This window comes from Halorubrum sp. SD41, assembly GCF_058630335.1.
In genome coordinates this window covers 19,836-43,483 of the sequence record NZ_JBZVGZ010000011.1, presented here as the reverse complement: position 1 = coordinate 43,483, position 23,648 = coordinate 19,836, and the positions used below count along the sequence as shown (strand labels likewise).

Below are 23,648 nucleotides of genomic sequence, written 5' to 3'. Positions count from 1 at the left end.
CGTCCTCGAAGCGTCAGCGGCGGGGTATCAGTCGTCTGCGGGGGCGGGCGCGCTGCCGGTCGACAGCGACACCTCGGGCGCGTCGACGCCGAGTTCGTCGAGCGCGGTCTGGGCCGCGCGCTTCCCCGACACCAACATCGCGCCGAACGTCGGCCCCATGCGCGGGAGGCCGTGGGCGGTGGCGACCGCCATCCCGGAGGCGATCAGGCCGTCGTGGACGACGCCGGTGTGCTCGACGACGGCGTCCTCGCTCTCGCCGACCCACATCGAGTCGTGGCCGGGCGAGTCGTGGCCGGGGGCGCCGTACTCGCCGTCGCCCGTCTGGTCCATGCCGGTGTTGTGCTCCTTGGCGTGCTCGATGCCGGGCGCGGAGAGGACGCCGCGCTCGTCGAGCTTGCTGATCGCGACCGCGTCGTGGCCGGTCGCGTCGATGACGAGGTCGGACTCGACCGCGATCGGGTCGACGCAGGTGATCTCGCGCGGGAGCGCGTGGACCGGCGTCCAGTTCATCACGATGCCGCCGACCTCGTGGTCGTCGCGGACGACGAGGTCGGTGAACTCCGTCATGTTCTGGACGCGCGCGCCGGCGTCGCACGCGGCCTTGATCAGCCCGGAGCAGGCCTCGGGCCCGGCCGCGGTGTAGAGGCCGTCCACGTCCGCGACCGGCTCGTAGTCGACGTCGAGGTCGTCGAGGATCTCCTGTGCGGGATCTCTGACGGTCACCGTGTTCATCAGGAAGCCGCCGAGCCAGAACCCGCCGCCGAGGTAGTTGTTCTTCTCGACGATCATCACCTTCACGCCGCGCTCGGCCAGCTCCTTCGCGGCCATCAGCCCGGAGGGGCCGCCGCCGAGGACGATGACCTCGGAGTCCGTGAAGTCGAGGAATCCGTCCGTCCACTCGTTTCCGATCGCTCTCGTCACGTCCGTCTCGCTCACGTCCGCGAAGCCGTTGAATCCCTTCATACAACTTGGTAGTATTACTTGGTAGTGAAAGAGGTTGCGGTCGGTACGTCGCTGTGTGTATGATTCCTACCGACAACATCGACACGAACACCTCTAAAGCCCCAGTCGCTCGGTTGTCCGAACTCGACTACGGATCAACAGCGAACACTGGCAAAGCCCCAGCCAGGAGGCAGGCGCACGCTCGTTGCGCTCCTCGCTCAGTCGCTGTCGCTCCTTCGCTGCGGTGCTTACTTCGCCTGCGCCTGCCTCCTGACTGCCCCTTTGAGTCCCACCCCGCACCGCCCCGCACAGCAGCCTCACGCCTCCCCAGCCTCGTCAGTCGCCGTCGCTTCGCTCCGGCGACTGACTCCCTCGCGCGGTGCTGGCTTCGCGGCCTCCGCTTCGCTCCGGCCGCTCGCAGGCACGCGCCACCGCCTTCGGCTCGTACTCCGTCGTCGCCGCCCGCCCCCAACTCGCAGCCTTTTTACCTACGCTGCCGGTAGGAGTGGCTACTATGGCTGAGGACAAGGCTCGAAGCACCGGCAGCGCGGGCCGATTCGGCGCCCGCTACGGCCGGGTCTCCCGCAAGCGGGTCCAGGACATCGAAGCGGAGATGCGCAACGCGACCGTCGACGGCGACGACGTCACGCGCAAAGGCACCGGCATCTGGGTCAACGAGGAGACCGGCGAGACGTTCACGGGCGGCGCGTACCGCCCCGAGACGCCCGGCGGTCGCACCGTCCGCCGCTCCATCCGCGCCGCGCTCGCCGACGAGGAATAGGACGATGAGCTACAAGTGCTCCCGCTGTAAGCGCGACGTCACCCTCGACGAGTACGGCGGCGTGCGCTGCCCGTACTGCGGCCACCGCGTCCTCCTGAAGGAGCGCGGCGGCGACATCAAGGAAGTCGACGTCGAGTAAGCGACCCCCCTCCATTTCGGACCGTGACGGCGACGCGCGCACACGAGACGGTCCTCTCTTTCAGTTACCCCACCGAGCGGCGCGCCCGCGTCGTGGCCGACGCGCTCGGTCCCGAGGTCGGCGAGATCGACGACGCCCGATCGAGCGCGACGGTCGACCGCGAGGGCGAGTCGGTCCGCGTCCGCGTGCTCGCCGACGACCTCGTGGCGCTGCGCGCCGGCGTCAACAGCTGGTCGCGGCTGGTCGCGGTCGCCGAGGACGTCGGCGCGGGGCGCGATTGAGGCTCACCGAATACGCCGATACCGCGACTCTTCGGGCCGCTGCGAGCCCATCTCTCCCTCGTCGGAGAAGTAAGGGGTTTTTCTGTCCGGGCCGCCTCGGTCCGCCCATGCAAGGGAACATGCCGCCCGAGGCACAGGAGAAGATCGAGGAACTGCAGGAGCTTCAGGAGACCGCACAGCAGGTCGCCGAGCAGAAGGAGCAGGCGCAGTCCGCGCTCAACGAGTCGAAGACCGCCCTCGACGCCCTCGAAGACGTCGACGAGGACGCGGGGATGTACCGCGAGATCGGCGAGGTCCTCGTCGAGACGGACTACGAGTCCGCCTACGACGACCTCGAGGAGAAGGTCGACTCGCTCGAGGTCCGCGTCGAGCAGCTCGAGAAGCAGGAGGAGCGCGTCGAAGAGCAGTTCGACGACCTCCAGAGCGAGCTCCAGCAGATGCTCCAGGGCGGCGCGGGCGGCGGCGGCGGCCCGATGGGACCGGGCGGTCCGGGCGCCGGCGGCGCGTAAGGCCGTGCCCGACGACGCCGACGCCGACTCGGAGCCGAGCGACGACGAAGTCGTTCGCACCGCCGCCGAGGCGGCCGAGGGGATCGTGTTCAAACACTACGACCAGTCGACGGTCACGGATCTGGACGTCACCGTCACGTTCGAGGAGGGCGTCCTCGACGTGGACGTCTACCTCAACGCGCCCGAGGACGCGGAGCCCGACCGCGAGGCGGTCGCGCAGGAGGCCGTCGAGACCGCGGGTGAGGCCGTCGACGAGCTGTTCGCGGAGTAGGCGGCGCGCCTGACTGTCAGGCGGCACGTCCGTACGTCCGTCAGGTGGGCGGCACACCCGTTTTCCGGAGTCGATGTCGGACGCGAGGAGCTACTCCTGCCGCTGGGCGCGGCTGCTACCCCTCGTAGTAAACTATTAATAATGCTATTGAGTACCGTTACCACATGTCATCTCGTACCGGCGGTACCACGGCGTTCGACCGGCTCCGGGCGCGCTTCGACGGCCGACCGCACGTCTGCGAGGAGTGCGGGTTCGTCAACGAGGAGAGCGAGTGGACGGCCGCGACGACGGGCGCGACCGTCGAGTACCGCCACGAGTGCCCGGGCTGTGGCGAGGCGACGGTCCGGCGGTACCGGCTCTGAGACGGGGACGCGAGACCGACACCGATGTACGACGCAATCTTATGTCCGACCGACGGGAGCGCCGGGAGCGCCGCCGCGATCGAGCAGGCCTGCGGGCTCGCCGCGCTGACGGGCGCCCGGATCCACGGGCTGTTCGTCGTCGACGAGGGCGTCGCCGGCGCCGACGAGTGGGATATGGTCGTCGAACGCGAGGAGGAGCGCGGCGAGCGCGCGCTTGACGCGGTCGCGGAGGCGGCCGCGGAGCGGGGCGTCGAAGCCGAACTCCACCTCCGTCGCGGTCGCCCGCACGAGGAGATCCTCGACGCCGCGGCCGACTACGGGGCCGACCTGATCGCGATGGGGACCCACGGCCGCACCGGGATCGGGCGCTTCATCACGGCGGGGTCGGTCGCCGAGCGGGTCGTCCGATATAGCGAACTCCCGGTTTTGACGGCGCACATCAGCGAATAGTTCTCGGCTGCCTGCCGACGTTCCTACGCCGACTCGCAGATCGCGACGAAGTTCTCGAAGACCTCCTCGCCGCGCTCGGTGTGGGCGACCTCGGGGTGCCACTGGACGCCGTACAGCCCCGCGTCCGGGTCGGCCATCGCCTCGATGCCGCAGACGTCGGAGGTGGCGGTGCGGGCGAACCTGTCGGGCAGCTCGGTCACCTCGTCGGCGTGCGAGGCCCAGACGCGCGTCTCGGGCGCGAGCGACCCGACGAGCGGGTCCTCGTCGTCGGTGATCTCGACGTCGACGTCGGCGTAGCCGCCGTAATCGCCCGCGCCGACCGACCCGTCGAGCTCCGCGGCGATCAGCTGCATTCCCAGACAGATCCCGAGGACGGGGACGTCCAGTTCGAGGTAGTCCGGGGCGTTGCCGACGCGGTCCATGTCCGGGCCGCCCGAGAGGACGACTCCGTCCGCGTCGACCTCGTCGGTCGGCGTGTCCGCGGAGACGATTTCGGTGTCGACGCCAAGGTCGCGGAGCGCCCGCCGTTCGAGGTGGGTGAACTGGCCGTGGAGGTCGATGACGACGATCCGGGTCATGCCTTCGGTTGCGGGCTGTCGCACAAAAACGGCTCGGAACGGAACACAGTAATGTGGTGGTTTCGACCGCTGAACTCACTCAGTAGTACACAACCGTGGATCGATCAGAGGTCGAGTGGGCCGCGCTTCGTGAACTCGCGGAGCAGCACGGTCGCGTACGAGCCGCTCGGGAGCGCGAACGCGAAGCGCGGGTCGCCGTCCGCGAACGTCACGTCGAGGTCCGTGCGCAGGAGGATCGCCCGCCGGGTCCCCTTGGAGTCGAACTCGCCGGGGAGCGCGAAGTCGCCCGGCTCGATCCCGGCGTCGGCGAGGATCTCCCGCTCGATCTCCCCCGGCTCGCCGTCGCCGAGCTCCGTCTCGGTGCCGACGAGCGGCGCGGTGACGAACGCCCGCCCGCGCTCGCAGTGGCGGGCGACGAGGGAGACCCGGTCCTCGTCGACCCGCTGGAGCCGGTCGGTGTCCGGCGCGTACAGCGCCTCGGGCGCGTCGCCGTCGGCGAAACAGACCACGTCGCCGGCGACGGGGCGGTCGAACGGGAGCCCGCGGCGCAGTCGCTCGCTCGCGATCCGGTTGAACAGGGACGACTGCGCGGCGTTGACGAACAGCCGCTGGAGGTTCGAGGGCACCGCCTCCAGCGCGTGCCACCAGTCCTCGTCGTCGGGCGGCGCGTCGGGGGCGACGCCGCGGTCGGCGAGCCGGTGGACCATCGAGCGCTCGAACCGGAGCTTGCCGGGGATCGCGTCGAGACAGGCGGCCCAGTCGCCGTCGCCCGTGCCGTCGGCGGCGGGACCGTCGCCGGCGTCGCCGGACTCGCTCCCCCCGCTCACGCCGAACGCCGCGTCGACGCGGTCGCGCGCGGCCCGGGTGTCGTCCGGCTCCGTCTCGGCCGGGTTGCCGGCGTACAGCCGGACCGCTTCACGGGGGTCGCGCCGGGCGATCGCGAGCCCCACGAGGTGCGTCACCGGCCGCCGGCTGCCGAAGCGCTGCTGGCCGAAGTAGTTCGGGACGCCGACGGTCGCCTCGATCGGGAACTCGTGGGCGTCCGCGTCGCCGCTGTTATCCCCGTCGTCAGCGCCCTCGTCGCCCGCGAACGCCCGGAGGTCGGCGACCGCCTCGGCGACGCGCTCGGGCGCCTCGTCGACCACGTCGGCGACGCGGATCTCGAAGGCGTTGCCCGCCAGGTCGCCGAACGAGAGGCTCCGACCCGCCCGGCCGAGCGCCTCGATCTCGGCGCCGCGGATCTCGGGGAGGTCGTCGGCGTCGACGCCGCGGGCCGTGAACAGCTGCGTGGTGACGGCGCGCTTGTCCTTCGTCCCGGCCCACGAGACGCGCTCGCGGCTGATTCCGAGCGCGTCCGAGAGCCGGCGCGCGAAGTCGTTGGTGTCCCAGTCGCGGAGCGTCGCCCGGACGACCAGATCCGGGTAGCTCCCGGGGTCGGCGTCGAGCGGCACCGCGTCGAACGCCTCCAGCTCGCGGACGCGGAAGTCCTCGGGCGACTCGCGGAGCCGCCCGCCGATCCCGTCGGCGCCGCTGACGTAGTGGTCCATTCCCACCGCGCGCTCGGTCGGGTGCGCCTCGCGGAGCGTGCGTTCGGAAGTCATTCAGTACAGCGAGAGGTCGCCGGTGACGCGGTCGACGCTGTCGTCGCGGGCGGGACCGACCGCGAGCGCCGTGACGGTGCCCGGCTCCAGCTGGGTGTGGCCGGCGTCGCGGACGACGGCGTAGGGCAGCCCCTCCGTGTCGGCCTTGTCGGCCAGCTCGAACAGCTGGCTCTCGGAGTCGCCCCTGAGGACGACCTTCTTCTGGCCCTCCCCCTGCCACTTCTTCCGCGCGCGCCGCCCCGCGTCTTGGTACGCCGACAGCGACGCGTGCGCGACCTGCGCGGCGAGCTTCCCCTCGCCCATGCCGATGTCCGCCCGGGCGACGATGGCCTGCTTCATGTCTCGTCTCACCGCCGCCGGGGGTTTAGCGCTTCGCTCTCGGGTGCCGTGGCGGCGGCTCGTCGTCGGTTAAAATACAGAGAGGCGGAGAACGGACCGCGGCCGGTCAGTCGTCGGCGGGCGCCGCGCCGCCGCGGGAGCCCGAGCCGAGCCCGGACGCCACGTCGGCGACCGTCCGCTCGTTGTTGACGACCCAGCGCAGCAGGAGGAACGCGAAGAGGTACTTCGCGACGATGTCCATCCCGCTGTACGCCCACGAGGTGACCGCGACGTCGAGCACGGCGAGCCCCTCGGCGCCGAGCGCCCAGAAGATCGGGTAGCCGAGCCACAGGACCACGGTGAGCACCTTCAGCGTGTTGAAGATGTCCGCGGTGCCGGCGACCTCGGCGTCCTCGGCCCACTCGGCGAGCAGGATGTAGAGGACGACGACGAAGAACGCGCAGCTGATGACGTACCAGACCCAGCGCAGCAGGTACGAGGACGTGGTCAGCGCGGCCGCGAGCCCCGTGACGCACATCCCGATGTCGGCGACGACCGCGGTGAACAGCTTCGTGGTGTTCGACCCGGCCAGCAGCCCGAGCGCGATCAGGATCATCGGCGTCGACAGGGCCCACGTGAGGTACCGCCCCCACGGGGTGAGCACCTCTTGGCCGGCCAGCGCGTGGCCGGCCGGCATCTCGAGGAAGCTCACCGTGAGCCCGGAGACGAGCCCCGTGTAGCTGGAGATCGACACCAGCGGTACCATCAGCGTGGCGACGAAGATCAGCTGGGCGCGGGGGTCCTCGACGTTCCGCCCCATATAGACGAACAGGAGTATCGAGAGGCCGGCGAGCGCGATGTTGATCCAGAGCGACGAGGCGAGGAGGGTGTCGCTCTGAATCGCCTCGAAGATCTGGGTCTGGGTCATTTCGAGCGGGACTGTTCCGCTTGCGAGCAGGTCGGCCGCAGCTGTTTCGATCATGCGACGCCAAAAAGTACGCCGCGTATTTATTAAATGTACTAACCTTACTGGTAAGGTTTTCTTGATGAATTCCGTTATCGGGCGGTATTTCTCAAAACATTCCGATTACCGGATCGAGGAGTGGACGGACGTTACGGCGACGCGTCGGTCACCGACCGACCAGCGGAAGCCGGTCGAACGGCCCGCCGCTGACGTCCGCCGCGACGGCGTCGGCGACGTGCTCCCCGCCGAGCAGGCACATCGGGACGCCGATTCCGGGATTGCTACTCCCGCCGACGTAGTAGAGCCGGTCGGTGCCGCGAACGCGCGGCCCGGGACGGAGCGGACCGGTCTGTCGCACCGTGTGCGCTAGCCCGAGCGCGCTCCCGCCGGGCTGGTCGAACCGCTCCGCGAACTCGGAGACGCACGCGGACTCCTCGGCGACGATCCGGTCGCGGAGGTCGACGCCGGTCCGCGACGCCACCGCGTCGAGGACGCGCTCCCTGAGCGCCGCCCGGCGCTCCGGCGTGTCGTCGAGCCCCGGCGCGAGCGGCACGAGCGTCACGACCGCCTCGTGGCCCTCGGGCGCGACCGAGGGGTCGGTCCGGGACGGGACGTTCACGTACACGACCGGCTCGACCTCCCCCGTCGGCCACGCCGGATCGTCGAAGATCGCCGCGAAGTGCGGGTCCCAGTCCGTCGGCAGCGCGAGCGTGTGGTGTTCCAGCTCCGGCAGCTCCCCCTCGACGCCGAGGTACAGCAGGTGCGCCGAGGGGCCGTACGTCCGCCGCTCCCAGTAGTCGCCGAGCCGCGGCACGGTGCCGTCCGGGAGCAGCTCGCGCTCGACGTGCGCGGGCGGCGCGTTACAGACGACTCGGTCGTGGACGTAGCGGTCGCCGCCGAGCTCGACCTCGACGCCCCCCTGGACCGGCTCCAGCCCCGTCACCTCGACGCCGGTGTGGACGTCGGCGCCGGCCTCGCGGGCGACCGTCTCGACCGCCTCGATCACCTCGTACATCCCGCCCATCGGGTAGTAGACGCCGAGCCCGTAGTCGACGTGGCTCATCAGCTGGTACAGCGCCGGCGTGTTGTGCGGCGACCCGCCGAGGAAGACGAGCGTGTACTCCAGCAGCTGTCTGAGCTTCGGGTGGTCGACGTACGACCGCACCCGCTCGTCGAGACTGGACAGGAGATCCAGCTCCCGCCCCCCGGCGAGCACGTCGAGCGAGAGGTAGTCGCGGAACCGCGACCGCCCGGGGAGGACGAACCGCTCCATCCCGGCGTCGTACGCTCGCTCGGCGTCGTCGAGGTACTCGCGGAACGCCGCGCCCGCCCCCTGCTCGTACGACTCGAACAGGTCGGCGGCCGCGTCCGGATCGGCGGGAACGTCGGCGCTGTCGCCGTCGTCCCAGCACACGCGGTAGTGCGGGTCGAGCCGGGTCAGCTCGTAGAACTCGTCGGGCGACCGACCGAAGTCGTCGAAGAACCGCTCGAACAGGTCCGGCAGCAGGTACCACGACGGACCGGTGTCGAACCGGAACCCGTCGACCTCCAGCCGGCCGGCCACCCCGCCGACCCGCTCGGCGCGCTCGTACACCGTCACCTCCGCGCCGTCGGCCGCGAGGTAGGCCGCCGCGGAGAGCCCGCCGACGCCCGCCCCGACCACTCCGACCGACCGCCCGCGGAGCGACTCCTCGTCCATGTGCGTGCCACGGGCTCGCGCCGTGTGAGTCGTCGCCAACTCTCGACGGGGCTTTATGAAGGCGTCCGCCGGACCGCCGCGACGCGTACTCGTTCGGCTCGCTTTTTTTCCGGGTTCGACCGATAGATCGGAATATGGGACAGCGGTCGCGCTCGTCCGACTCCGGCGCCCCCGAACCCCGGGAGTCCGGACCGGCCGGCCCCTCCGGCTCCGACGGCGTCGCCTCCGCGGACGCGGCTCGAAGCGGATCGGACGCGGCTCGAAGCGAGTCGGACGCGCCGCGGTCGCCCGGCCGGTCCGACGAGGCCGGCGTCCGCGTCGAGGTCGTGGTCCGCGACCCGACGCCCGCGCCGGTGGCGGGGGCGCTGCCGCCCGGGGCGGTCGCGGAGGACGTCGACCGCGTCCGCGTCGACGACGCGGTCGTCTCGCAGTTCCGCGCCGACCGCGCCGTCGACGCCGAACTCGTCTTCGACGGGGGCGACGAGCTCGTCTACCGCTGCCGGAGCCGAGCGTCCGGGAAGTTCCCCTCCGACGCCGTCGAGTCTCTCGGCTACCCCGTCTCGTCGGTCACGGTCCGGACGGCGCCGGACCGCGTTCGGCTCGGGCTCTCCCTGCCCGCGGCCGACCCGCTCGGCGACGTGATCGACGCGCTGGAGGCGACGGGCGGCTCGGTCCGACTCGAACGGCTCACGAGCTCCGGCGGGGCCGACACCCGCTCGGACCCGGTCGTCGTCGACCGCGGACGGCTCACGGAGCGGCAGCGCGAGGTGGTCCGGACCGCCCACCGGCTCGGCTACTTCGAGCACCCGCGCGGCGCGAGCGCGACGGAGGTGGCCGACGCCATCGGCATCGCCCGCGCGACGTTCTCGGAACACCTCGCGGCGGCGCAGCGCCGCGTCTTCGAGGACCTCGTCGGCGGATGAACCCCGTTCCCACGCGGCGGGGTCGACCGCGATATTGAAACCGTTCAGGCCCCCAGATGGGGTATGTATCGCAGACGGTTCCTCCGGCGGACGGGCGCCGTCGGGAGCGCGGCGGTCGGGGTCGCCCTCGCCGGCTGCGCGGGCGTCGGCGGCGAACCGGACTACGACGTCGGTATGCTCGCGACCGCGTACCAGCCCCGCGAGATCACGGTCTCCGTCGGCGACACCGTCGTCTGGGAGAACACGAGCGCCCGCGCACACACGGTCACCGCGACGGCGGGGGGGCTTCCGGACGGGGCCGAGTTCTTCGCCTCGGGCGGCTTCGACGACTACGAGACCGCGGAGTCGGCGTGGCAGTCCGACTTCGGCGGGAGATTGGAGAGCGGCGACCGCTTCGAACACACCTTCACGGTCCCCGGTGCCCACGAGTACGTCTGTATCCCGCACCGAAAGGCCGGCATGTACGGGACGGTCGTCGTGGAGGAGTGATCGGTGTGACCCGTCTCGACGGTGCCCGACGAACCGCGGCCCGCCCCGCCGACTCCGGCCGACGAAACCCGTTTCCGCCCGCGCCTCGAACTGGAGGTGACTGGCTCGCATGACCCTCTCGGCGCTCCTCGGGACCGACGTCCTGCTGTTCGCAGCCATCGGGCTGCTCGGCGGCGCCCACTGCATCGGGATGTGCGGCCCGCTCGTCACGGTGTACGCGAGCCGGATGGACGCGGACGCGGGGCGGACCGACGGCGGCGAGGCCGGCGCCGCGCGCGCCTCGAACGCGCCGACCGGTCGCGAGGGGCACCTGACAACCTACGAGGTCCGCCAGCACGCGCTGTTCAACCTCGGTCGGGCGGCGAGCTACGCGACGATCGGGACCCTCCTCGGCGCGCTCGGCGGCGCGGTCCTCGTCACGACCGCGACCCTGACGGGCGCCGCGGAGGCCGTCCGCGGCGGAGTCGGCCTCCTCGTCGGCGCGGCCGTCATCGCCGTCGGGGTCCGGTACCTCCTCGGCGGCGCGACCGGCGGCGTCCACCTCCCCGGGCTCGAACGCGTCACGGGGTGGCTCACGGGGCACGTCGACCGGCTCGCGAACGGCCCCGGGATCGTCGCGCTCGGCGCGGTCCACGGGTTACTCCCCTGTCCGATCCTCTACCCGGCGTACCTGTACGCGTTCGCGAGCGGCTCGGCGGTCGCGGGCGGGGTCGCGCTCGGCGCGCTCGGGCTCGGGACGATCCCCGCCGTCTTCGCGTACGGCACCCTGATCGAGAGCGTCGACCCGGTCCACCGCCGCCGGATCCACCGGCTGTTGGGGGTCGCGTTCGTCGCGCTCGGCTACGTGCTGTTCGCGCACGGGCTGATGTCCGTCGGGATCCACGTGCCGCACCCGCGGCTCCCGTTCTGGAACCCGCTCGACGCCGGGATGATGGGGGGAATGTGAGATGAGCGAGGCGCCCCCGTCTCCGGGCGCAGGCGGGAACGGCGACCCCGCCGCCTGTACCCTCTGCGAACTCCCGACCGAGGGCGTCGACGTCACCGACGAGGAGGGGAACCGGTTCTGCTGTACCGGCTGCCGGGACGTGTACGGCGCGCTCGGCGACGTCGACGTGGACGCCGACGCGGTCCGCGAGCGGCGACGGGATCGGGGCGGCGCCGCGGAGGACGACGGCGGAGCGGGCGCCGACGCCGACGGCGACCGCGACGTCCCCGACGGCCACGAGGCGACGTACCTGGAGGTCGACGGAATGCACTGCGCGACCTGCGAGGCGTTCATCGAGACGGTGGCGACCGACGCCGACGGCGTCAGCGGCGCGAGCGCGAGCTACGTCACCGACACGGTGCGGATCGACCGCGACCCCGACGCGGTCACCGTCGACGACCTCACGGAGACGGTGAGCGGGCTGGGGTACAGCGCGTACGCCCGCGACGACGCCTTCTCGCGCCGACAGGCGGACAACATGGCGACGGCGCGGCTCGCGGCGGGCGTGCTCGTCGGGATGGCCGTCATGCTGCAGTACATCGTCCTCATCTACCCGACGTACTTCGCGTTCCCGTTCTACAACCAGCGGACCCTCGACTACCTCAACGAGGCGATGGCCTCGACATCGGGGACCTACTTCTTCATCGTCATCGCCGTCCTCACGACCATCGTCCTCTTCTTCACCGGGAAGCCGATCCTCCGCGGCGCCTACGTCAGCGCGAAGACGCGCTCGCCGAACATGGACCTCCTCGTCGCGGTCGCGGCGGTGAGCGCCTACCTCTACAGCACGCTCGCGGTGATCTTCGTGGAGTCGCCCTCGATATACTACGACGTGACCGTCGCGATCGTCGTCATCGTCACGGTGGGGAACCACTACGAGGACTCCGTGAAGGACCGGGCGACGGAGCTGCTCTCCGAGGTCACCGCGGTCCAGGTCGACGACGCCCGGCGGCTGACCGGTGACGGCGAGACGGAGTCCGTCGCCGTCGACGCGCTCGAACCGGACGACCGGCTCCTCGTGCGCGCCGGGGAGCGGGTCCCGGTCGACGGCGAGGCGGTCGACGGCGACGCCGCGGTCGACGAGTCGGTCGTCACCGGCGAGTCGCTGCCGGTCCGGAAGGTCGCCGGCGACGCGGTCGTCGGCGGCTCCGTCGTGACGGACGGCTCGCTCACGGTCGCGGTCGGCCCGGACGCGACCTCCAGCCTCGACCGCGTCGCGGAGCTGGTGTACGACCTCCAGAGCGGCAACCACGGCGTCCAGAAGCTCGCCGACCGGCTCGCCACGGTGTTCGTCCCGGCGGTCCTCGTCATCGCGGCCGTCGCGGCCGGCGCGTCGCTCGCGCTCGGCGGCGCCCCGACCGACGCGATGCTCGTCGGGCTGACGGTGCTGATCGTCTCGTGCCCGTGCGCGCTCGGGCTGGCGACCCCGCTCGCGGTCGCCGCCGGGATCCGCGACGCCCTCGAACGCAACATCGTCGTCTTCGACGACACCGTCTTCGAGCGGATCCGCGACGCCGACACGGCCGTCTTCGACAAGACCGGGACGCTGACGACCGGCGAGATGCGGCTGATCGATCGCGCGGTCGACGACGACCTGCTCCGGCTCGCGGCCGCCCTCGAATCCCGCTCCGCCCACCCGGTCGGACAGGCGATCGCGGCGGCACGGGGGGCGACCGACCCGCTGGCCGTCGCCGCCGACGAGGGAGCCGACGACGGCGCGACCCCGGCGGTCGCGGACGGCGGGGCGGAAGCCGTCGACGCCGGGACCGGCGAGGGAGGCGACGCTCACGCCGTCGAGTCGTTCGAGAGCCACGCCCGCGGCGTCTCCGGCGTCGTCGACGGCGTCGAGGTCGTCGTCGGCCACCCGGACCTCTTCGACGAGCGCGGCTGGGCCGTCCCCGACGCGGTCCGCGAGGCGGTCGCCGACGCGCGCGACGTGGGCCGCGTCCCGGTCGCGGTCGGCCGTGACGGCGCCGCCGAGGGGTTCGTGGTGGTGGGCGACGAGCTGCGCGACGGCTGGGAGGAGACGGTGACCGCGCTCGACGAGTCGGGCGTCGAGGTGATCGTCCTCACCGGCGACGACGAGCGCGCGGCGACCGTGTTCGCCGACCACGACGCGGTGTCGTCGGTGTTCGCCGGCGTGCCGCCGGAGGGGAAGGCCGAGGCGGTCGGGCGGCTGAAGGAGCGCGGCGTCACCGTGATGGTCGGCGACGGAACCAACGACGCGCCGGCGCTGGCCGCGGCCGACCTCGGGATCGCGCTCGGCGGCGGCACCGCGATGGCGGCGGACGCCGCCGACGTGGCCATCGTCGACGACGACCTCGGCTCCGTGGCGACCGTCTTCGAGCTCGCCCGAGCGGCCGGGCGGCGCGTGAAGGGGAACATCGGCTGGGCGTTCTGCTACAACGCGGTCGCCATCCCGCTCGCGGCGACCGGCCTGCTCAACCCGCTGTTCGCCGCCGTCGCGATGGGCGCGTCGAGCCTGCTCGTGGTGACGAACTCCTCGCGGGCGCTGCTCTCCGAGGACTGAGCGGCCGGCGCTGCCACGAGGGTTCGGCGGCCGGCGCAGCCGACCCGGAGACTTGGCCGCCGTCCCCCGCAGCCGCGACCCGAAGGCACTTTTCAGTCCCGGCCGTGGCGCCGCCCATGTCCCTCCACGAAGCCGAGCGGCGCCGCGACCGGAGCCCCTCTTCGTCCGACGACGACGGAAGCGACGACGAGACCGACCGCCGGCTCGGCGTCACCCTGATCGTCGCGCTCGCGCTGATCAGCGGCCTCACGGACCTGGTCGGCGGACTGGTGCTGGTCGCGAGTCCGTTGTTCCTGATCGGGGTCCCGGTCGCCGCGATCGGGGCGGTGAAGTGCTGGGCCGCGCTCGGGCTCCGCCGAGGCAGCGGCCGGGCGCTCGGGCTCACCTTCCTGTTCTTCGGCGTCGGCGCCATGGTGTCGACGGGCGAACTGCTCTTCGCGCTCCGGGGCGGCGGCGGGCTCGTCGTCCCCGCGGCCGCGCTCGCGCTCGACCTCGCGGTCGTCGGCTACCTGCTGGTGCTCGTCGACGAGTTCGACTGACCGCCCCGCGCGCTCGCGACGGTCGCTCTCGCGGTCCGGCCGCCGCTCGCACGGTTCGGTCGCCGCCGCTCCTCTGGCTCGGCCGCCCCCGTGACCCGGCCGCGCCCGCCCCTACCGCAAGCGATTTTCGGCTCACGCGAGTAGACGGGAGTGATGACCGACCAACAGCAGCAGCCCGCGGTACCGACCCGCAACGGAATGCCCGTCCTCGGGCTCGGAACGTGGGAGAACGACGACCCGGCGCAGTGTACCGAGTCGGTCGCGAACGCGCTTGACGCCGGCTACCGACACGTCGACACCGCCCAGATCTACGGCAACGAGGCGGCCGTCGGCGAGGGGATCGCGGAGAGCGACGTCGACCGCGACGAGATCTTCCTCGCGTCGAAGGTGTGGATCGACGAGCTCGCGCCCGCCGACGTGGCCGCGTCGACCCGCGAGAGCCTCGACAAGCTCGGCGTCGACGCGGTCGACCTCATGTACGTCCACTGGCCGGCCGGCGAGTACGAGCCCGAGGAGACGCTGCCGGCGTTCGCCGAGCTGCGCGACGACGGCCTGATCGACCGCATCGGCGTCTCCAACTTCGAGCCGCATCACCTCGACGCCGCGACCGACGCGCTCGGCGAGGCGCCGTTCGCGAATCAGGTCGAGATGCACCCGCTGCTCCGCCAGGAGGAGCTGCGCGAGTACGCCGACGCCAACGACGTGGAACTCGTCGCCTACTCGCCGCTCGCCCGCGGGGAGATCCTCGACGACCCCGCGATCGTCGACATCGCGGAGAAGCACGGCGTCAGCGCCGCGCAGGTGAGCCTCGCGTGGCTCCGCGAGAAGGGCGTCACCGCCATTCCGAAGGCGACCGGGATCGACCACATCCGCGACAACCTCGCGAGCGTCGACCTCCGGCTCGACGACGAGGACGTCGCGGCGATCGACTCCCTCGGCCGCACCGACCGCCAGCTCAACCCCGACTTCGGGCCGGACTGGTAAGCGAGCGACGCCTCTTTTAAATAAACGATGCGGTGGCGCGTGCCTGCGAGCGGCCGCCCTCGGCGGCCGCGAAGCAGCACGCGCGAGGGAGTCGGCCGACCGGAGCGAAGCGGAGGGAGGCCGACGAGGCTGGGGAGGTGTGAGGTGCGGTTGCTGTGCGGGCGTGGTGGGACTCAAAGGGGCAGCCGTGAGACCGCAGTAGGCGACGTAAGCACTGGAAGGAGCGAACGGAGTGAGCGACTGAAGCGCGCAACGAGCGTACTGCGGTCTCACGGCTGGGGCTTTGGCGGTGGTCGCCGCCGAGCCACTGTTGCCTATTTATAAATGATCGGCTGTGGTCTTGGAGACGTTCCCCTGCCGAGCCACTGTTATCTATTTATAAACGGCTGAGTAGGGGTTTGAAGATATCCGCCGCCGCACTGCGCTCTCTCAGTTATAAATAAAGAACTGTGACCGTTCAGTCAGATTCGAGCCTCCGACCGAACTCCTCGTCTCAGACGTGTTCGGCGAGGAAGTCGACGATCTCGCGGTACGCCTCGATCCGGTTGTCGAGCTTCGCGAACCCGTGCCCCTCGTCGTCGAAGATCAGCTTCCGGACGGGGACGCCCTGTTCGCGCGCCTCCTCGACGATCTGTTCGGCCTCGCCGACGGGCACCCGCGGGTCGTTCTCGCCGTGGAGGACGAAGAGGGGGGCCTCGATCCGTTCGATGTTGTTGATCGGCGAGACGGACTCCAAGAACTCGCGGTCCTCGTCGAGCGAGCCGTACTCGGCCTCGCGCAGCGAGCGCCGCCAGTCGCCGGTGTTCTCCAAGAACGTGACGAAGTTCGCGATGCCGACGATGTCGACGCCGGCGGCCCACAGCTCCGGGTACTCGGTCAGCGACGCGAGCACCATGAAGCCGCCGTAGGAGCCGCCCATCGCGACGACGCGGTCGGGGTCGACCTCGGGGTGGTCGTGGAGCCAGCCGACCCCCTCCCGGATGTCCTTCACCGAGTCCATCCGGTTCTCTACGTCGTCGAGCCCGGAGTACGCCTTCCCGTAGCCCGAGGAGCCGCGGACGTTCGGCTCGAAGACGGCGTACCCGTTGTTCAGGAGGTACTGGGTGACCGAGGCGAAGGAGGGCCGCCGCTGCGACTCGGGGCCGCCGTGGATGTCGACGACGACCGGGTAGCCCGACTCCGGCGGCTCGGTCTCGGGCACGGAGAAGAACGCGGGGATCTCTCGACCAGCGCGAGACGACGTCTCGCTGGCCGACGAACGTCGTTCGTCGACGTCGAAGGTGGGATAGTGAACCAGCTCGCGCTCGACGAACGTGTCCGGGGGGATGCCCGCCGTCGAGGCGCGCGTCCAGCGCTCGGCCTCGCCCGTGGTCGCGTCGACCACGTAGACGTTCGCGTTGTGCGTGCTGCCCGTCGCCGTCACCGCGAACCGGTCGCCGTCGGGGCCGAAGCTCACGCCGCCCGCGACGCCGTCCGGGAGGTCCGGTTCCGGGAACTCGTCGATCCGGTCGGGCGCGACGAGTTCGCCGGCGGTGAGCTCGGTGTAGCCGTCGACGTTCCGGGAGTAGACGAGCCGGCGGGACTCGTCGTCTATCGCGACGCCGTCGACGTTCCACTCGCCGCCGTCGGCGACGACGTCGAACTCGTCGGTCGCTAGGTCGAGCCGCTCTAACCGGAGGGTGTCCGTGTCGCGGTCGGTGACGAGGTATATCCCCTCGCCGTCGGGGCCCCACTCCGGGCCGGAGTAGCGCACGTCGCCCTCGTGGGGCGTGTGGTGGGTGAGGTCGCCGGTCGACAGATCGAGGGTGTACACGTCGTGGTCGAACGAGGAGCGCGCCTCGTGGACGATCAGCCGGTCGTCGCTCGGCGACCAGCCGGCCACCGAGAGCCAGCCGTCCCCCTCGTACACGAGTTCGGCGTCGTCGCCGGTCTCGTCGCGGCCCTGGACGTACACGTCGAAGACGGCCTCGTCGCGGCGGTTCGACGCGAACGCGAACCGGTCGCCCGTCGAGTCCCAGCCGCCCCATCGGTGTTTCGCCTCGGGCATGTCGGTCAGGTTCGTGATCGCGCCCGACTCGTAGTCGAGACGGTACAGCTGCGCGCGCTCGTTGCCCCCCTCGTCCATGCCGAAGACGGCCTCGGAGCGCTCCGGCGAGGAGTCGACGAAGGAGACGGACTCCTCGAAGAAGGTGTGCTGTTCGGGCCACGACTCCGGTTCGCGGACCGACCACACTTGGCCCGTCCCGGTCGTGTCGAGGAGGAAGGACAGCCGGCCGTCGGGACCGAGGTCGGCGCCGCCCGCGTTCCGGACGTTGAGGTAGCGTTCGATGTCGTACTGTCGCATGCCACTCGGTTCCGCGCGCCCCGTGAAACCGTTTCGGGTGACGGAACCCCGCCCCGGGACGTGTTGGCGCGCGGCCGGGACGTGTTGGCGCGCGGCCGGGACGTGTTGGCGCGCGGCCGGGGCGGGTTGCCGCGCGGCCGGGCGGACTGCCGCGTCGACGCTTCCGCTCGCCGCTCCGTCCTCGCTCCTCCGCGGGATGCCGTGTCTTTTTACCGGCGCCCGCCGTCCGGTCGGCGTATGCGCGTCGCGTTCGTCTCGCTCTTCGCCCCCGGACACGGGGAGACTCCGGCGCGAACGCGAACCCTGCGGACCGCCCGCGCGCTCGCCGACCGCGGTCACGACGTGACCTGGCTCTGCGCGCAGTGGTGGGGCGGCGACCACGATTCGTTCTCCGAGGACGGCGTCGAGTACCGGTCGGTCACCGTCGATCCCGCGCCGGTCGCGTTCGCCGCGAAGCTCCCGGTCGCGCTCCGGCGCGTCGGTCCCGACGTCGTTCACGCGGTCAACACCCCGCCGACGCCCGCGCTCGCCGCCACGGTCGCGGGGTCGCTCTCGCGGGCCCCGGTCGTCGTCGACTGGTGGCGCGACCACCCGGCCGACGCCCGCCGCTGGTACCGGCCCCTCGCGCGGCGCGCGGACGCGGTGACTGCCCCCTCCCGGACCACGAAGACGCGCGTCCGCGAACACGGCGCCGACGGCGACGACGTGCGCGTGCTCCCCGAGAGCATCGACTTCGACGCCGTCGAGGCCGCGGGCGTCGACGACCGCTTCGACGCGGTGTACTCGCGGCGGCTCGACCGCCACGCCAACGTCGAGACGTTCCTCCTCGGGCTCGCCGAGCTTCGCGGCCGCGACTGGACCGCCGCGGTGATCGGCGACGGGCCGGAGCGCGGCCGGATCGAGGAGATCGCCCGCGACCTCCGGATCGACGACCGGGTCGAGTTCCTCGGCGACCTGCCGGTCGAGGAGCGGATCCCGGTATTTAAAGGAACGCACGTCGCGGTCGCGACCGCGACGTGGGAGACGTTCGCGACCGACCTGCTGTGGGCGGTCGCGTGCGGCTGCGTCGCCCTCGTCGAGTACCAGGCCGACTCCAGCGCCCACGAGCTCGTCGAGGGGCGCGAGCGCGGGCGGCTCGTCACCAGCCCGGCGGAGCTCGCCGACGAGTTCGTCGCGGTCGGCGACCTCGAACGCCGCGCGGTCGACCGCGAGTTCGCCTCGTTCGACCACGACGCGGTGATCGACCGCTACGTCGCGCTGTACGAGGAGCTCGTCGACGGGGAGTGAGAGCGGACACCGCGAAAGAAATCGGTCGCCGTCCGCTACGCCTGGTCCTGTCCGGTGATCGTGCCGCCGTACTTCATGAAGACGAACGCCAGCCCCAGCGTGCTCACCATCGCGATGAACGTCGCGATCCCGAGCGCGCGGGCGGCGTCCGGGACGAACACCGCGTTCGAGCCGCCGCCACCGCCGGTCTCGACGGTGGCGACGTCCCCGCCGACGGCGAGGCCGCCGTGCATGCCGACCGCGGTGTGGGGGACGCAGTGGTAGTGGGTGATGCCGGCGTCCTCGCCGGACGTCTCGTACTCGTAGGTGGCCCCCTCCTCGCCGACGGGGTTACCGCTGTCGAGGCTCGCTGGGCCGTTGACCGTCTGGACGTTGTGCGAGCCCCCGGCGCCCGTCCACTCCCAGGTGATCGTCGTCCCCTCGTCGACCCACACGAGGGTCGGGTCGAACGCGAGCCCCTGGTCGCCGGCGCCGACCGAGATAGTCACCGAGTCCTGACCGCGGGCGTCGGTGTACGAGCCCACGTTCCCGACGGCGGCGCTCGGCCAGTCGGGTTCCACTTCCTGTGCAGCCGCCGTCCCCGCCGTCGCCGTCGCCGCGCCGGCGGCGGCCGCCGCACCGCCGGCCGTCCGCATGAACGCGCGCCGAGAGACGTCGTCCGAACTCATACGAGGCGGTTCGTGGCGACCCGTAGTGAATATGTTGATCCGAACGCGGGATCACTGTTGAACGACGACCGCCACCGAAGCCCCGGCCGCTCGGCTGTACGTAATTGCTTATAAACTAACGATCGACGCGACCGCCTCCGAAGCCCCAGCCGCGAGGCGGCCGCACGCTCGCTGCGCTCCTCGTCACTCGCTCCGCTCGTTCCTGCGGTGCTTGCGTCGCCTGCGGCCGCCTCGCGACTGCCCCTTCGAGTCCCTCCCCGCACAGCACCGCCCCGCGCCTCACCCCTCCCCAGCCTCGTCGCTCACTGCGTTCGCGACTCCCTCGCGCGTGCTCCTCGCGGCCTCCGCTTCGCTCCGGCCGCTCGGTGGCACGCGCCACCGCTCGGCGTGTTCGTTTATAAGGGTGACTCGCCACCGCGGTCGAGTATTTAAAAGGATCTACCGCCGGATCCGGTCGAGGTCGTCGAGGAACGCCCGCAGCGCCGCCCGCGTCACGTGCGGCATACACACCACGCGGAGCTCTCCCGCGCCGGTCCGCGACACCTTCCAGCCAGCCTCGCGAAGGGCGGCGAACTCGGACTCGGGCACGTCGGCCGCGACGAGCGGGAGCTCGGGCTCGACGGCGTCGTACCCGCGGTCCGCGAGTTCGGCGGCGAGCCAGTCGGCGTTGTCGGCCGCGCGCTCCGCGGCCTCGCGGTAGCCGTCGGGCCACAGCGCGTCCATCGCCGCGGCGGCGCCGGCGACGCCCGCGCCGCTCCGGGTCCCGGTCAGCGTCGCCTGCGACCGGGACTCCAGGTACGGGGTGTCGACCGCGAGCGCGTCGAGCGCGGCGTCCTCGCGGGCCAGCAGACCGCCGGCGGGGACCGGTGCCTGCCCGAACTTGTGGGGGTCGATCGTCAGCGTGTCGACCGGCGCGTCGGCGAACGACCACGCGTGGTCGGTGAAGGGGAGGACGAACCCGCCCCACGCGGCGTCGACGTGGAGCCGCGCGCCGGCCTCCTCGGCGATCGCCGCCAGCTCGGGGATCGGGTCGACCCGCCCGTACTCCGTGCTGCCGGCGACGCCGACGACGAGCGCGGTCGCGTCGTCGACCGCGGCCGCGACGGCCTCGGGGTCGGCCCGGTGGTCGTCGCCGAGGGGGACCGTCCGCAGTTCGACGCCGAGAACCTCCGCGGCCTTGTGAAACGAGAAGTGCGCGCTCGCCGGCGCGACGACGTTGACCTCGTCTCCGCGCTTCGTACTCCCTTCGCTGCGCCGGTTCCGCGCCGACCGCACCGCCTGAACGTTCGCCTCGGTGCCGCCGGAGGTGACGTACCCGGCGGCGTCGGCCGGGGTCGGGTGGGCGGCGAGCGTCGCGAGCCCCTCGACCGCGCGCGCCTCCAGCTCCGCGACCGCCTCGTACGTGGCGGGGTCGCCGGGGTTCGTGGCGAGGAACCGCTCGGCGGCCGCGCGGGCGTCCGGGTGCGGCTCGGTGCACATCGAGGAGAGCACCCGGTCGAACGACTGCGGCTCCGGTTCCGGCTGTCGCATCTGCCCCCCAGTTGCCGCGGACGGCTCTTACCGGTTCCGTTCTCGGGTGCGTCGGGAAACCGACCGCGAGCGGCCTCAGCGGACCGAGTCGAGCAGCAGGCGCTGTTCGGTCCGTTTGACCTCGTGTTGGACGTCGCGGACCGCGTCGATGTTCGCGGAGATGGAGGAGACGCCCTTCTCGACGAGGAACTCGACCATCTCGGGCTTCGAGCCGGCCTGCCCGCAGATGCTGGTGTCGACGCCGAGCTCGCGGCACGTCTCGATCGTGTCGCCGATGAGCCGCAGCACGGCCGGGTGGAGCTCGTCGAACCGGTCGGCGACGTGCTCGTTGTTGCGGTCGACCGCGAGCGTGTACTGCGTGAGGTCGTTGGTGCCGAAGGAGGCGAAGTCGATGCCGGCCTCCGCCAGCTCCTCGATCTGGAGCGCGCTGGCGGGCGTCTCGATCATCACGCCCCAGCGGCGCGCCTCGGGGTCGATCCCGGCCTCGCGCATGTGGCCCGCGATCCCCTCGACGTCCGCGGCGTCGTTGACGAGGGGGAACATCACCTCCAGGTTGTCGTACCCCATGTCGTAGAGGCGCGCGAACGCGGCCAGCTCCTGCCGGAACGGCTCGGGCTTGTCGAGGCTCCGGCGGATCCCGCGCCAGCCGAGCATCGGGTTGTGTTCGGCGGGTTCGCCCTCGCCGCCCTCCAGCTCGCGGAACTCGTCGGTCGGCGCGTCGATGGTCCGAACCCGGACCGGTCGGGGGTAGAACTCGTCGGCGACGCGGCGGACGCCCTCGATCAGCTCGTCCTGATACGCGCGGGCGCCGTGGTCGTTGATGTACTTCTCGGGGGTCTTCCCGAGCGAGAGCACCATGTGCTCGATCCGGAGCAGCCCCACGCCGTCGGCGCCCGTCGCCGCGGCGCGCTCGGCAGCCTCCGGGATCGAGACGTTCACCTTCACCTCCGTCGCCGTCATCGGCTTGACGGGTGTCTCGGGGCGCGCGGCCTCAACCGGCTCGAACTCCTCGCCGGACTCGGCCGACTCCGACTCGCCCGCGCGGATCGTCCCCTTGTCGCCGTCGAGGGTCACCTGCTGGCCATCTTCGAGGACGCGGGTCCCGTTGCCGGTGCCGACGACCGCGGGGACGCCGAGCTCGCGGGAGATGATCGCCGCGTGGCTCGTCATTCCCCCCTCGTCGGTGACGATGCCGGCGGCGCGTTTCATCGCGGGCACCATGTCCGGCATCGTCATCTCCGTCACCATCACGTCGCCCTCCTGGACCTGGTCGAGGTGGTCGAGCTTGTGGACGAGCCGGACGGCCCCGGAGACGACGCCCGGGCTGGCGCCGAGCCCGTCGACGAGGACGTCCGCGTCGTCCCCGCCGACCGTCCCGCCGTTCGGGCCGCTTCCCGGCGCGCCCCCGGCGCCGTCGGCGGTCGTCGCGCCCGCACTCTCTCCGCCCGCGGCGCCCCCGCCCGCGGCGTCGCCGCTCGCGCCCGCCTCGTCGCCGGCGTCCTCCCGGATCGTCGTGATCGGGCGCGACTGGAGCATATATATCTCGCCGTCGTAGATCGCCCACTCGACGTCTTGGGGCGAGCCGTAGTGCTCCTCGACCCGCTCGCCGAGCTCGACGAGATCGCCGATCTCGGCGTCCGAGAGCACCCGCTCGTGTCGGCGGTCCTCGCCGACGTCGAGCTGGACCGTCTCGCCGGTCTCCTCGTCTTTCACCATCTCGACCTTCTTGTCCGCGACGGTGACCTCGTCGACCTCGCCGCGCTCGCGGTCGTAAACGTAGTTGTCGGGGGAGACGGTGCCGGAGACGACCGCCTCGCCGAGCCCCCACGCGGCCTCGATGGTGACCTGCGGCTCGCCCGTCGAGGGGTGGCTGGTGAACATCACGCCGGACTTGTCGGCGTCGACCATCCGCTGGACGACGACCGCGATGTCGACCTCGGCGTGCGGGAACCCCCGCTGCTGTCGGTAGTAGATCGCGCGCTGGGTGAAAAGCGAGGCCCAGCACTCCTTCACGCGCCGGAGGAGGTCGTCCTCGCGGACGTTGAGGAACGTCTCCTGCTGGCCGGCAAAGGAGGAGTCGGGGAGGTCCTCGGCCGTGGCCGAGGAGCGCACCGCGACGAACGCCTCCTCGCCGTCCTCGGCCATCGCGCGGTACTGCTCTACGATCTCCTCGCGCACCTCTTCGGGGAACGGCGTGTCGAGGATGAGTTCCTCCGCGCGCGCCTCGGCCTCGCGGAGCGCCGCGGAGTCCTCGGGGTCGACGTCGACCGCGTCGAACAGCTCGTCGTCGATCCCGGCCTCCTCGATGAAGGTGCGGTACGTCCCCGCGGTGACGGCGAACCCCGGCGGCACCGGGAGCCCAGCACCGATGAGTTCGCCGAGCGACGCGGCCTTTCCGCCGACGGTCCCGACGTCGTCGGCATCGACATCCTCCAGCAAGAGTACTGCCATTCGTGTACCCGGAGGATCCGCGA

The 23,648-nt window shown here is 71.6% G+C and carries 24 protein-coding genes; 14 read left to right on the top strand and 10 right to left on the bottom strand.

Annotated elements, in window-relative coordinates:
* Positions 1-27: 27 nt before the first annotated feature.
* Positions 28-963 carry a thiazole biosynthesis protein gene (locus AC4NMM_RS06695; RefSeq protein WP_491923881.1) on the bottom strand — a complete coding sequence of 312 codons (936 nt, stop codon included), beginning with the start codon at positions 961-963 and terminating at the stop codon, positions 28-30.
* A 493-nt stretch (positions 964-1,456) separates the two neighbouring features.
* On the opposite strand from AC4NMM_RS06695, the gene AC4NMM_RS06690 reads away from it, so the two are divergent.
* From AC4NMM_RS06690 to AC4NMM_RS06660, 7 genes are all read left to right on the top strand, one after another.
* Positions 1,457-1,723 carry an eL43 family ribosomal protein gene (locus AC4NMM_RS06690; protein WP_007994537.1) on the top strand — a complete coding sequence of 89 codons (267 nt, stop codon included), beginning with the start codon at positions 1,457-1,459 and terminating at the stop codon, positions 1,721-1,723.
* 4 nt (positions 1,724-1,727) lie between these two features.
* On the top strand, positions 1,728-1,862 hold the full coding sequence (locus AC4NMM_RS06685; RefSeq protein ID WP_007994536.1) for a DNA-directed RNA polymerase subunit P: 135 nt from the start codon (positions 1,728-1,730) through the stop codon (positions 1,860-1,862).
* A gap of 23 nt (positions 1,863-1,885) precedes the next feature.
* Positions 1,886-2,143 (top strand): KEOPS complex subunit Pcc1, encoded by a 258-nt coding sequence (locus tag AC4NMM_RS06680; protein WP_096393707.1) that lies wholly within the window; start codon positions 1,886-1,888, stop codon positions 2,141-2,143.
* 119 nt (positions 2,144-2,262) lie between these two features.
* Positions 2,263-2,652 carry a prefoldin subunit beta gene (locus AC4NMM_RS06675; protein ID WP_026046168.1) on the top strand — a complete coding sequence of 130 codons (390 nt, stop codon included), beginning with the start codon at positions 2,263-2,265 and terminating at the stop codon, positions 2,650-2,652.
* 4 nt (positions 2,653-2,656) lie between these two features.
* On the top strand, positions 2,657-2,923 hold the full coding sequence (locus tag AC4NMM_RS06670; RefSeq protein WP_096393706.1) for a DUF3194 domain-containing protein: 267 nt from the start codon (positions 2,657-2,659) through the stop codon (positions 2,921-2,923).
* A 164-nt stretch (positions 2,924-3,087) separates the two neighbouring features.
* A complete protein-coding gene (locus tag AC4NMM_RS06665; protein WP_491923880.1) occupies positions 3,088-3,285 on the top strand; it encodes an HVO_0649 family zinc finger protein in 198 nt (65 codons plus the stop codon).
* A 24-nt stretch (positions 3,286-3,309) separates the two neighbouring features.
* The gene (locus AC4NMM_RS06660) at positions 3,310-3,735 is read left to right on the top strand and encodes a universal stress protein (protein WP_491923879.1); all 426 of its coding nucleotides are present in this window, start codon (positions 3,310-3,312) and stop codon (positions 3,733-3,735) included.
* A 23-nt stretch (positions 3,736-3,758) separates the two neighbouring features.
* On the opposite strand, the gene AC4NMM_RS06655 is transcribed toward AC4NMM_RS06660, so the two are convergent.
* The 5 genes from AC4NMM_RS06655 to AC4NMM_RS06635 all read right to left on the bottom strand — a co-directional run bounded on the left by AC4NMM_RS06655 (position 3,759) and on the right by AC4NMM_RS06635 (position 8,895).
* Complete coding sequence (locus tag AC4NMM_RS06655) at positions 3,759-4,313, bottom strand: GMP synthase subunit A (RefSeq protein ID WP_491923878.1); 555 nt, start codon at positions 4,311-4,313, stop codon at positions 3,759-3,761.
* A gap of 104 nt (positions 4,314-4,417) precedes the next feature.
* Complete coding sequence (gene truD / locus AC4NMM_RS06650) at positions 4,418-5,914, bottom strand: tRNA pseudouridine(13) synthase TruD (RefSeq protein WP_491923877.1); 1,497 nt, start codon at positions 5,912-5,914, stop codon at positions 4,418-4,420.
* Positions 5,915-6,253 (bottom strand): peptidyl-tRNA hydrolase Pth2, encoded by a 339-nt coding sequence (gene pth2, locus AC4NMM_RS06645; protein WP_096393701.1) that lies wholly within the window; start codon positions 6,251-6,253, stop codon positions 5,915-5,917.
* 106 nt (positions 6,254-6,359) lie between these two features.
* Positions 6,360-7,160, bottom strand: coding sequence for a bacteriorhodopsin (locus AC4NMM_RS06640; protein WP_096396138.1), 801 nt, complete (start codon positions 7,158-7,160; stop codon positions 6,360-6,362).
* 202 nt (positions 7,161-7,362) lie between these two features.
* Complete coding sequence (locus AC4NMM_RS06635; RefSeq protein WP_096393700.1) at positions 7,363-8,895, bottom strand: phytoene desaturase family protein; 1,533 nt, start codon at positions 8,893-8,895, stop codon at positions 7,363-7,365.
* Between the two features lie 134 nt (positions 8,896-9,029).
* Between AC4NMM_RS06635 and AC4NMM_RS06630 the strand changes: the two genes are divergently transcribed.
* From AC4NMM_RS06630 to AC4NMM_RS06605, 6 genes are all read left to right on the top strand, one after another.
* Positions 9,030-9,818: a helix-turn-helix domain-containing protein gene (locus AC4NMM_RS06630; protein ID WP_096393699.1), complete on the top strand. Its 789-nt coding sequence runs from the start codon at positions 9,030-9,032 to the stop codon at positions 9,816-9,818.
* Positions 9,819-9,881: 63 nt separating this feature from the next.
* A complete protein-coding gene (locus tag AC4NMM_RS06625) occupies positions 9,882-10,307 on the top strand; it encodes a cupredoxin domain-containing protein (protein ID WP_491923876.1) in 426 nt (141 codons plus the stop codon).
* A gap of 109 nt (positions 10,308-10,416) precedes the next feature.
* On the top strand, positions 10,417-11,253 hold the full coding sequence (locus AC4NMM_RS06620) for a sulfite exporter TauE/SafE family protein (protein ID WP_491923875.1): 837 nt from the start codon (positions 10,417-10,419) through the stop codon (positions 11,251-11,253).
* A gap of 1 nt (position 11,254) precedes the next feature.
* Entirely contained in the window at positions 11,255-13,822 is a 2,568-nt protein-coding gene (locus AC4NMM_RS06615) for a heavy metal translocating P-type ATPase (protein WP_491923874.1), read from the top strand.
* 116 nt (positions 13,823-13,938) lie between these two features.
* On the top strand, positions 13,939-14,361 hold the full coding sequence (locus AC4NMM_RS06610) for a hypothetical protein (RefSeq protein WP_491923873.1): 423 nt from the start codon (positions 13,939-13,941) through the stop codon (positions 14,359-14,361).
* Between the two features lie 198 nt (positions 14,362-14,559).
* The gene (locus tag AC4NMM_RS06605) at positions 14,560-15,345 is read left to right on the top strand and encodes an aldo/keto reductase (RefSeq protein ID WP_491923911.1); all 786 of its coding nucleotides are present in this window, start codon (positions 14,560-14,562) and stop codon (positions 15,343-15,345) included.
* A 493-nt stretch (positions 15,346-15,838) separates the two neighbouring features.
* Here AC4NMM_RS06605 and AC4NMM_RS06600 read toward each other — a convergent pair whose 3' ends face one another.
* A complete protein-coding gene (locus tag AC4NMM_RS06600) occupies positions 15,839-17,689 on the bottom strand; it encodes a S9 family peptidase (RefSeq protein ID WP_096393694.1) in 1,851 nt (616 codons plus the stop codon).
* Between the two features lie 237 nt (positions 17,690-17,926).
* Here AC4NMM_RS06600 and AC4NMM_RS06595 point away from each other — a divergent pair, with 237 nt between their 5' ends.
* Positions 17,927-18,976, top strand: a complete 1,050-nt coding sequence (locus AC4NMM_RS06595; RefSeq protein ID WP_096393693.1) for a glycosyltransferase — start codon at positions 17,927-17,929, stop codon at positions 18,974-18,976.
* A 35-nt stretch (positions 18,977-19,011) separates the two neighbouring features.
* Here the strand turns inward: AC4NMM_RS06595 and AC4NMM_RS06590 are convergent, their stop codons facing one another.
* From AC4NMM_RS06590 to ppsA, 3 genes are all read right to left on the bottom strand, one after another.
* Positions 19,012-19,644: a halocyanin domain-containing protein gene (locus tag AC4NMM_RS06590; RefSeq protein WP_491923872.1), complete on the bottom strand. Its 633-nt coding sequence runs from the start codon at positions 19,642-19,644 to the stop codon at positions 19,012-19,014.
* 438 nt (positions 19,645-20,082) lie between these two features.
* Positions 20,083-21,174 (bottom strand): tyrosine decarboxylase MfnA, encoded by a 1,092-nt coding sequence (gene mfnA / locus AC4NMM_RS06585; protein WP_096393691.1) that lies wholly within the window; start codon positions 21,172-21,174, stop codon positions 20,083-20,085.
* A 75-nt stretch (positions 21,175-21,249) separates the two neighbouring features.
* Positions 21,250-23,625 carry a phosphoenolpyruvate synthase gene (gene ppsA / locus AC4NMM_RS06580; RefSeq protein ID WP_491923871.1) on the bottom strand — a complete coding sequence of 792 codons (2,376 nt, stop codon included), beginning with the start codon at positions 23,623-23,625 and terminating at the stop codon, positions 21,250-21,252.
* Positions 23,626-23,648 lie beyond the last annotated feature (23 nt).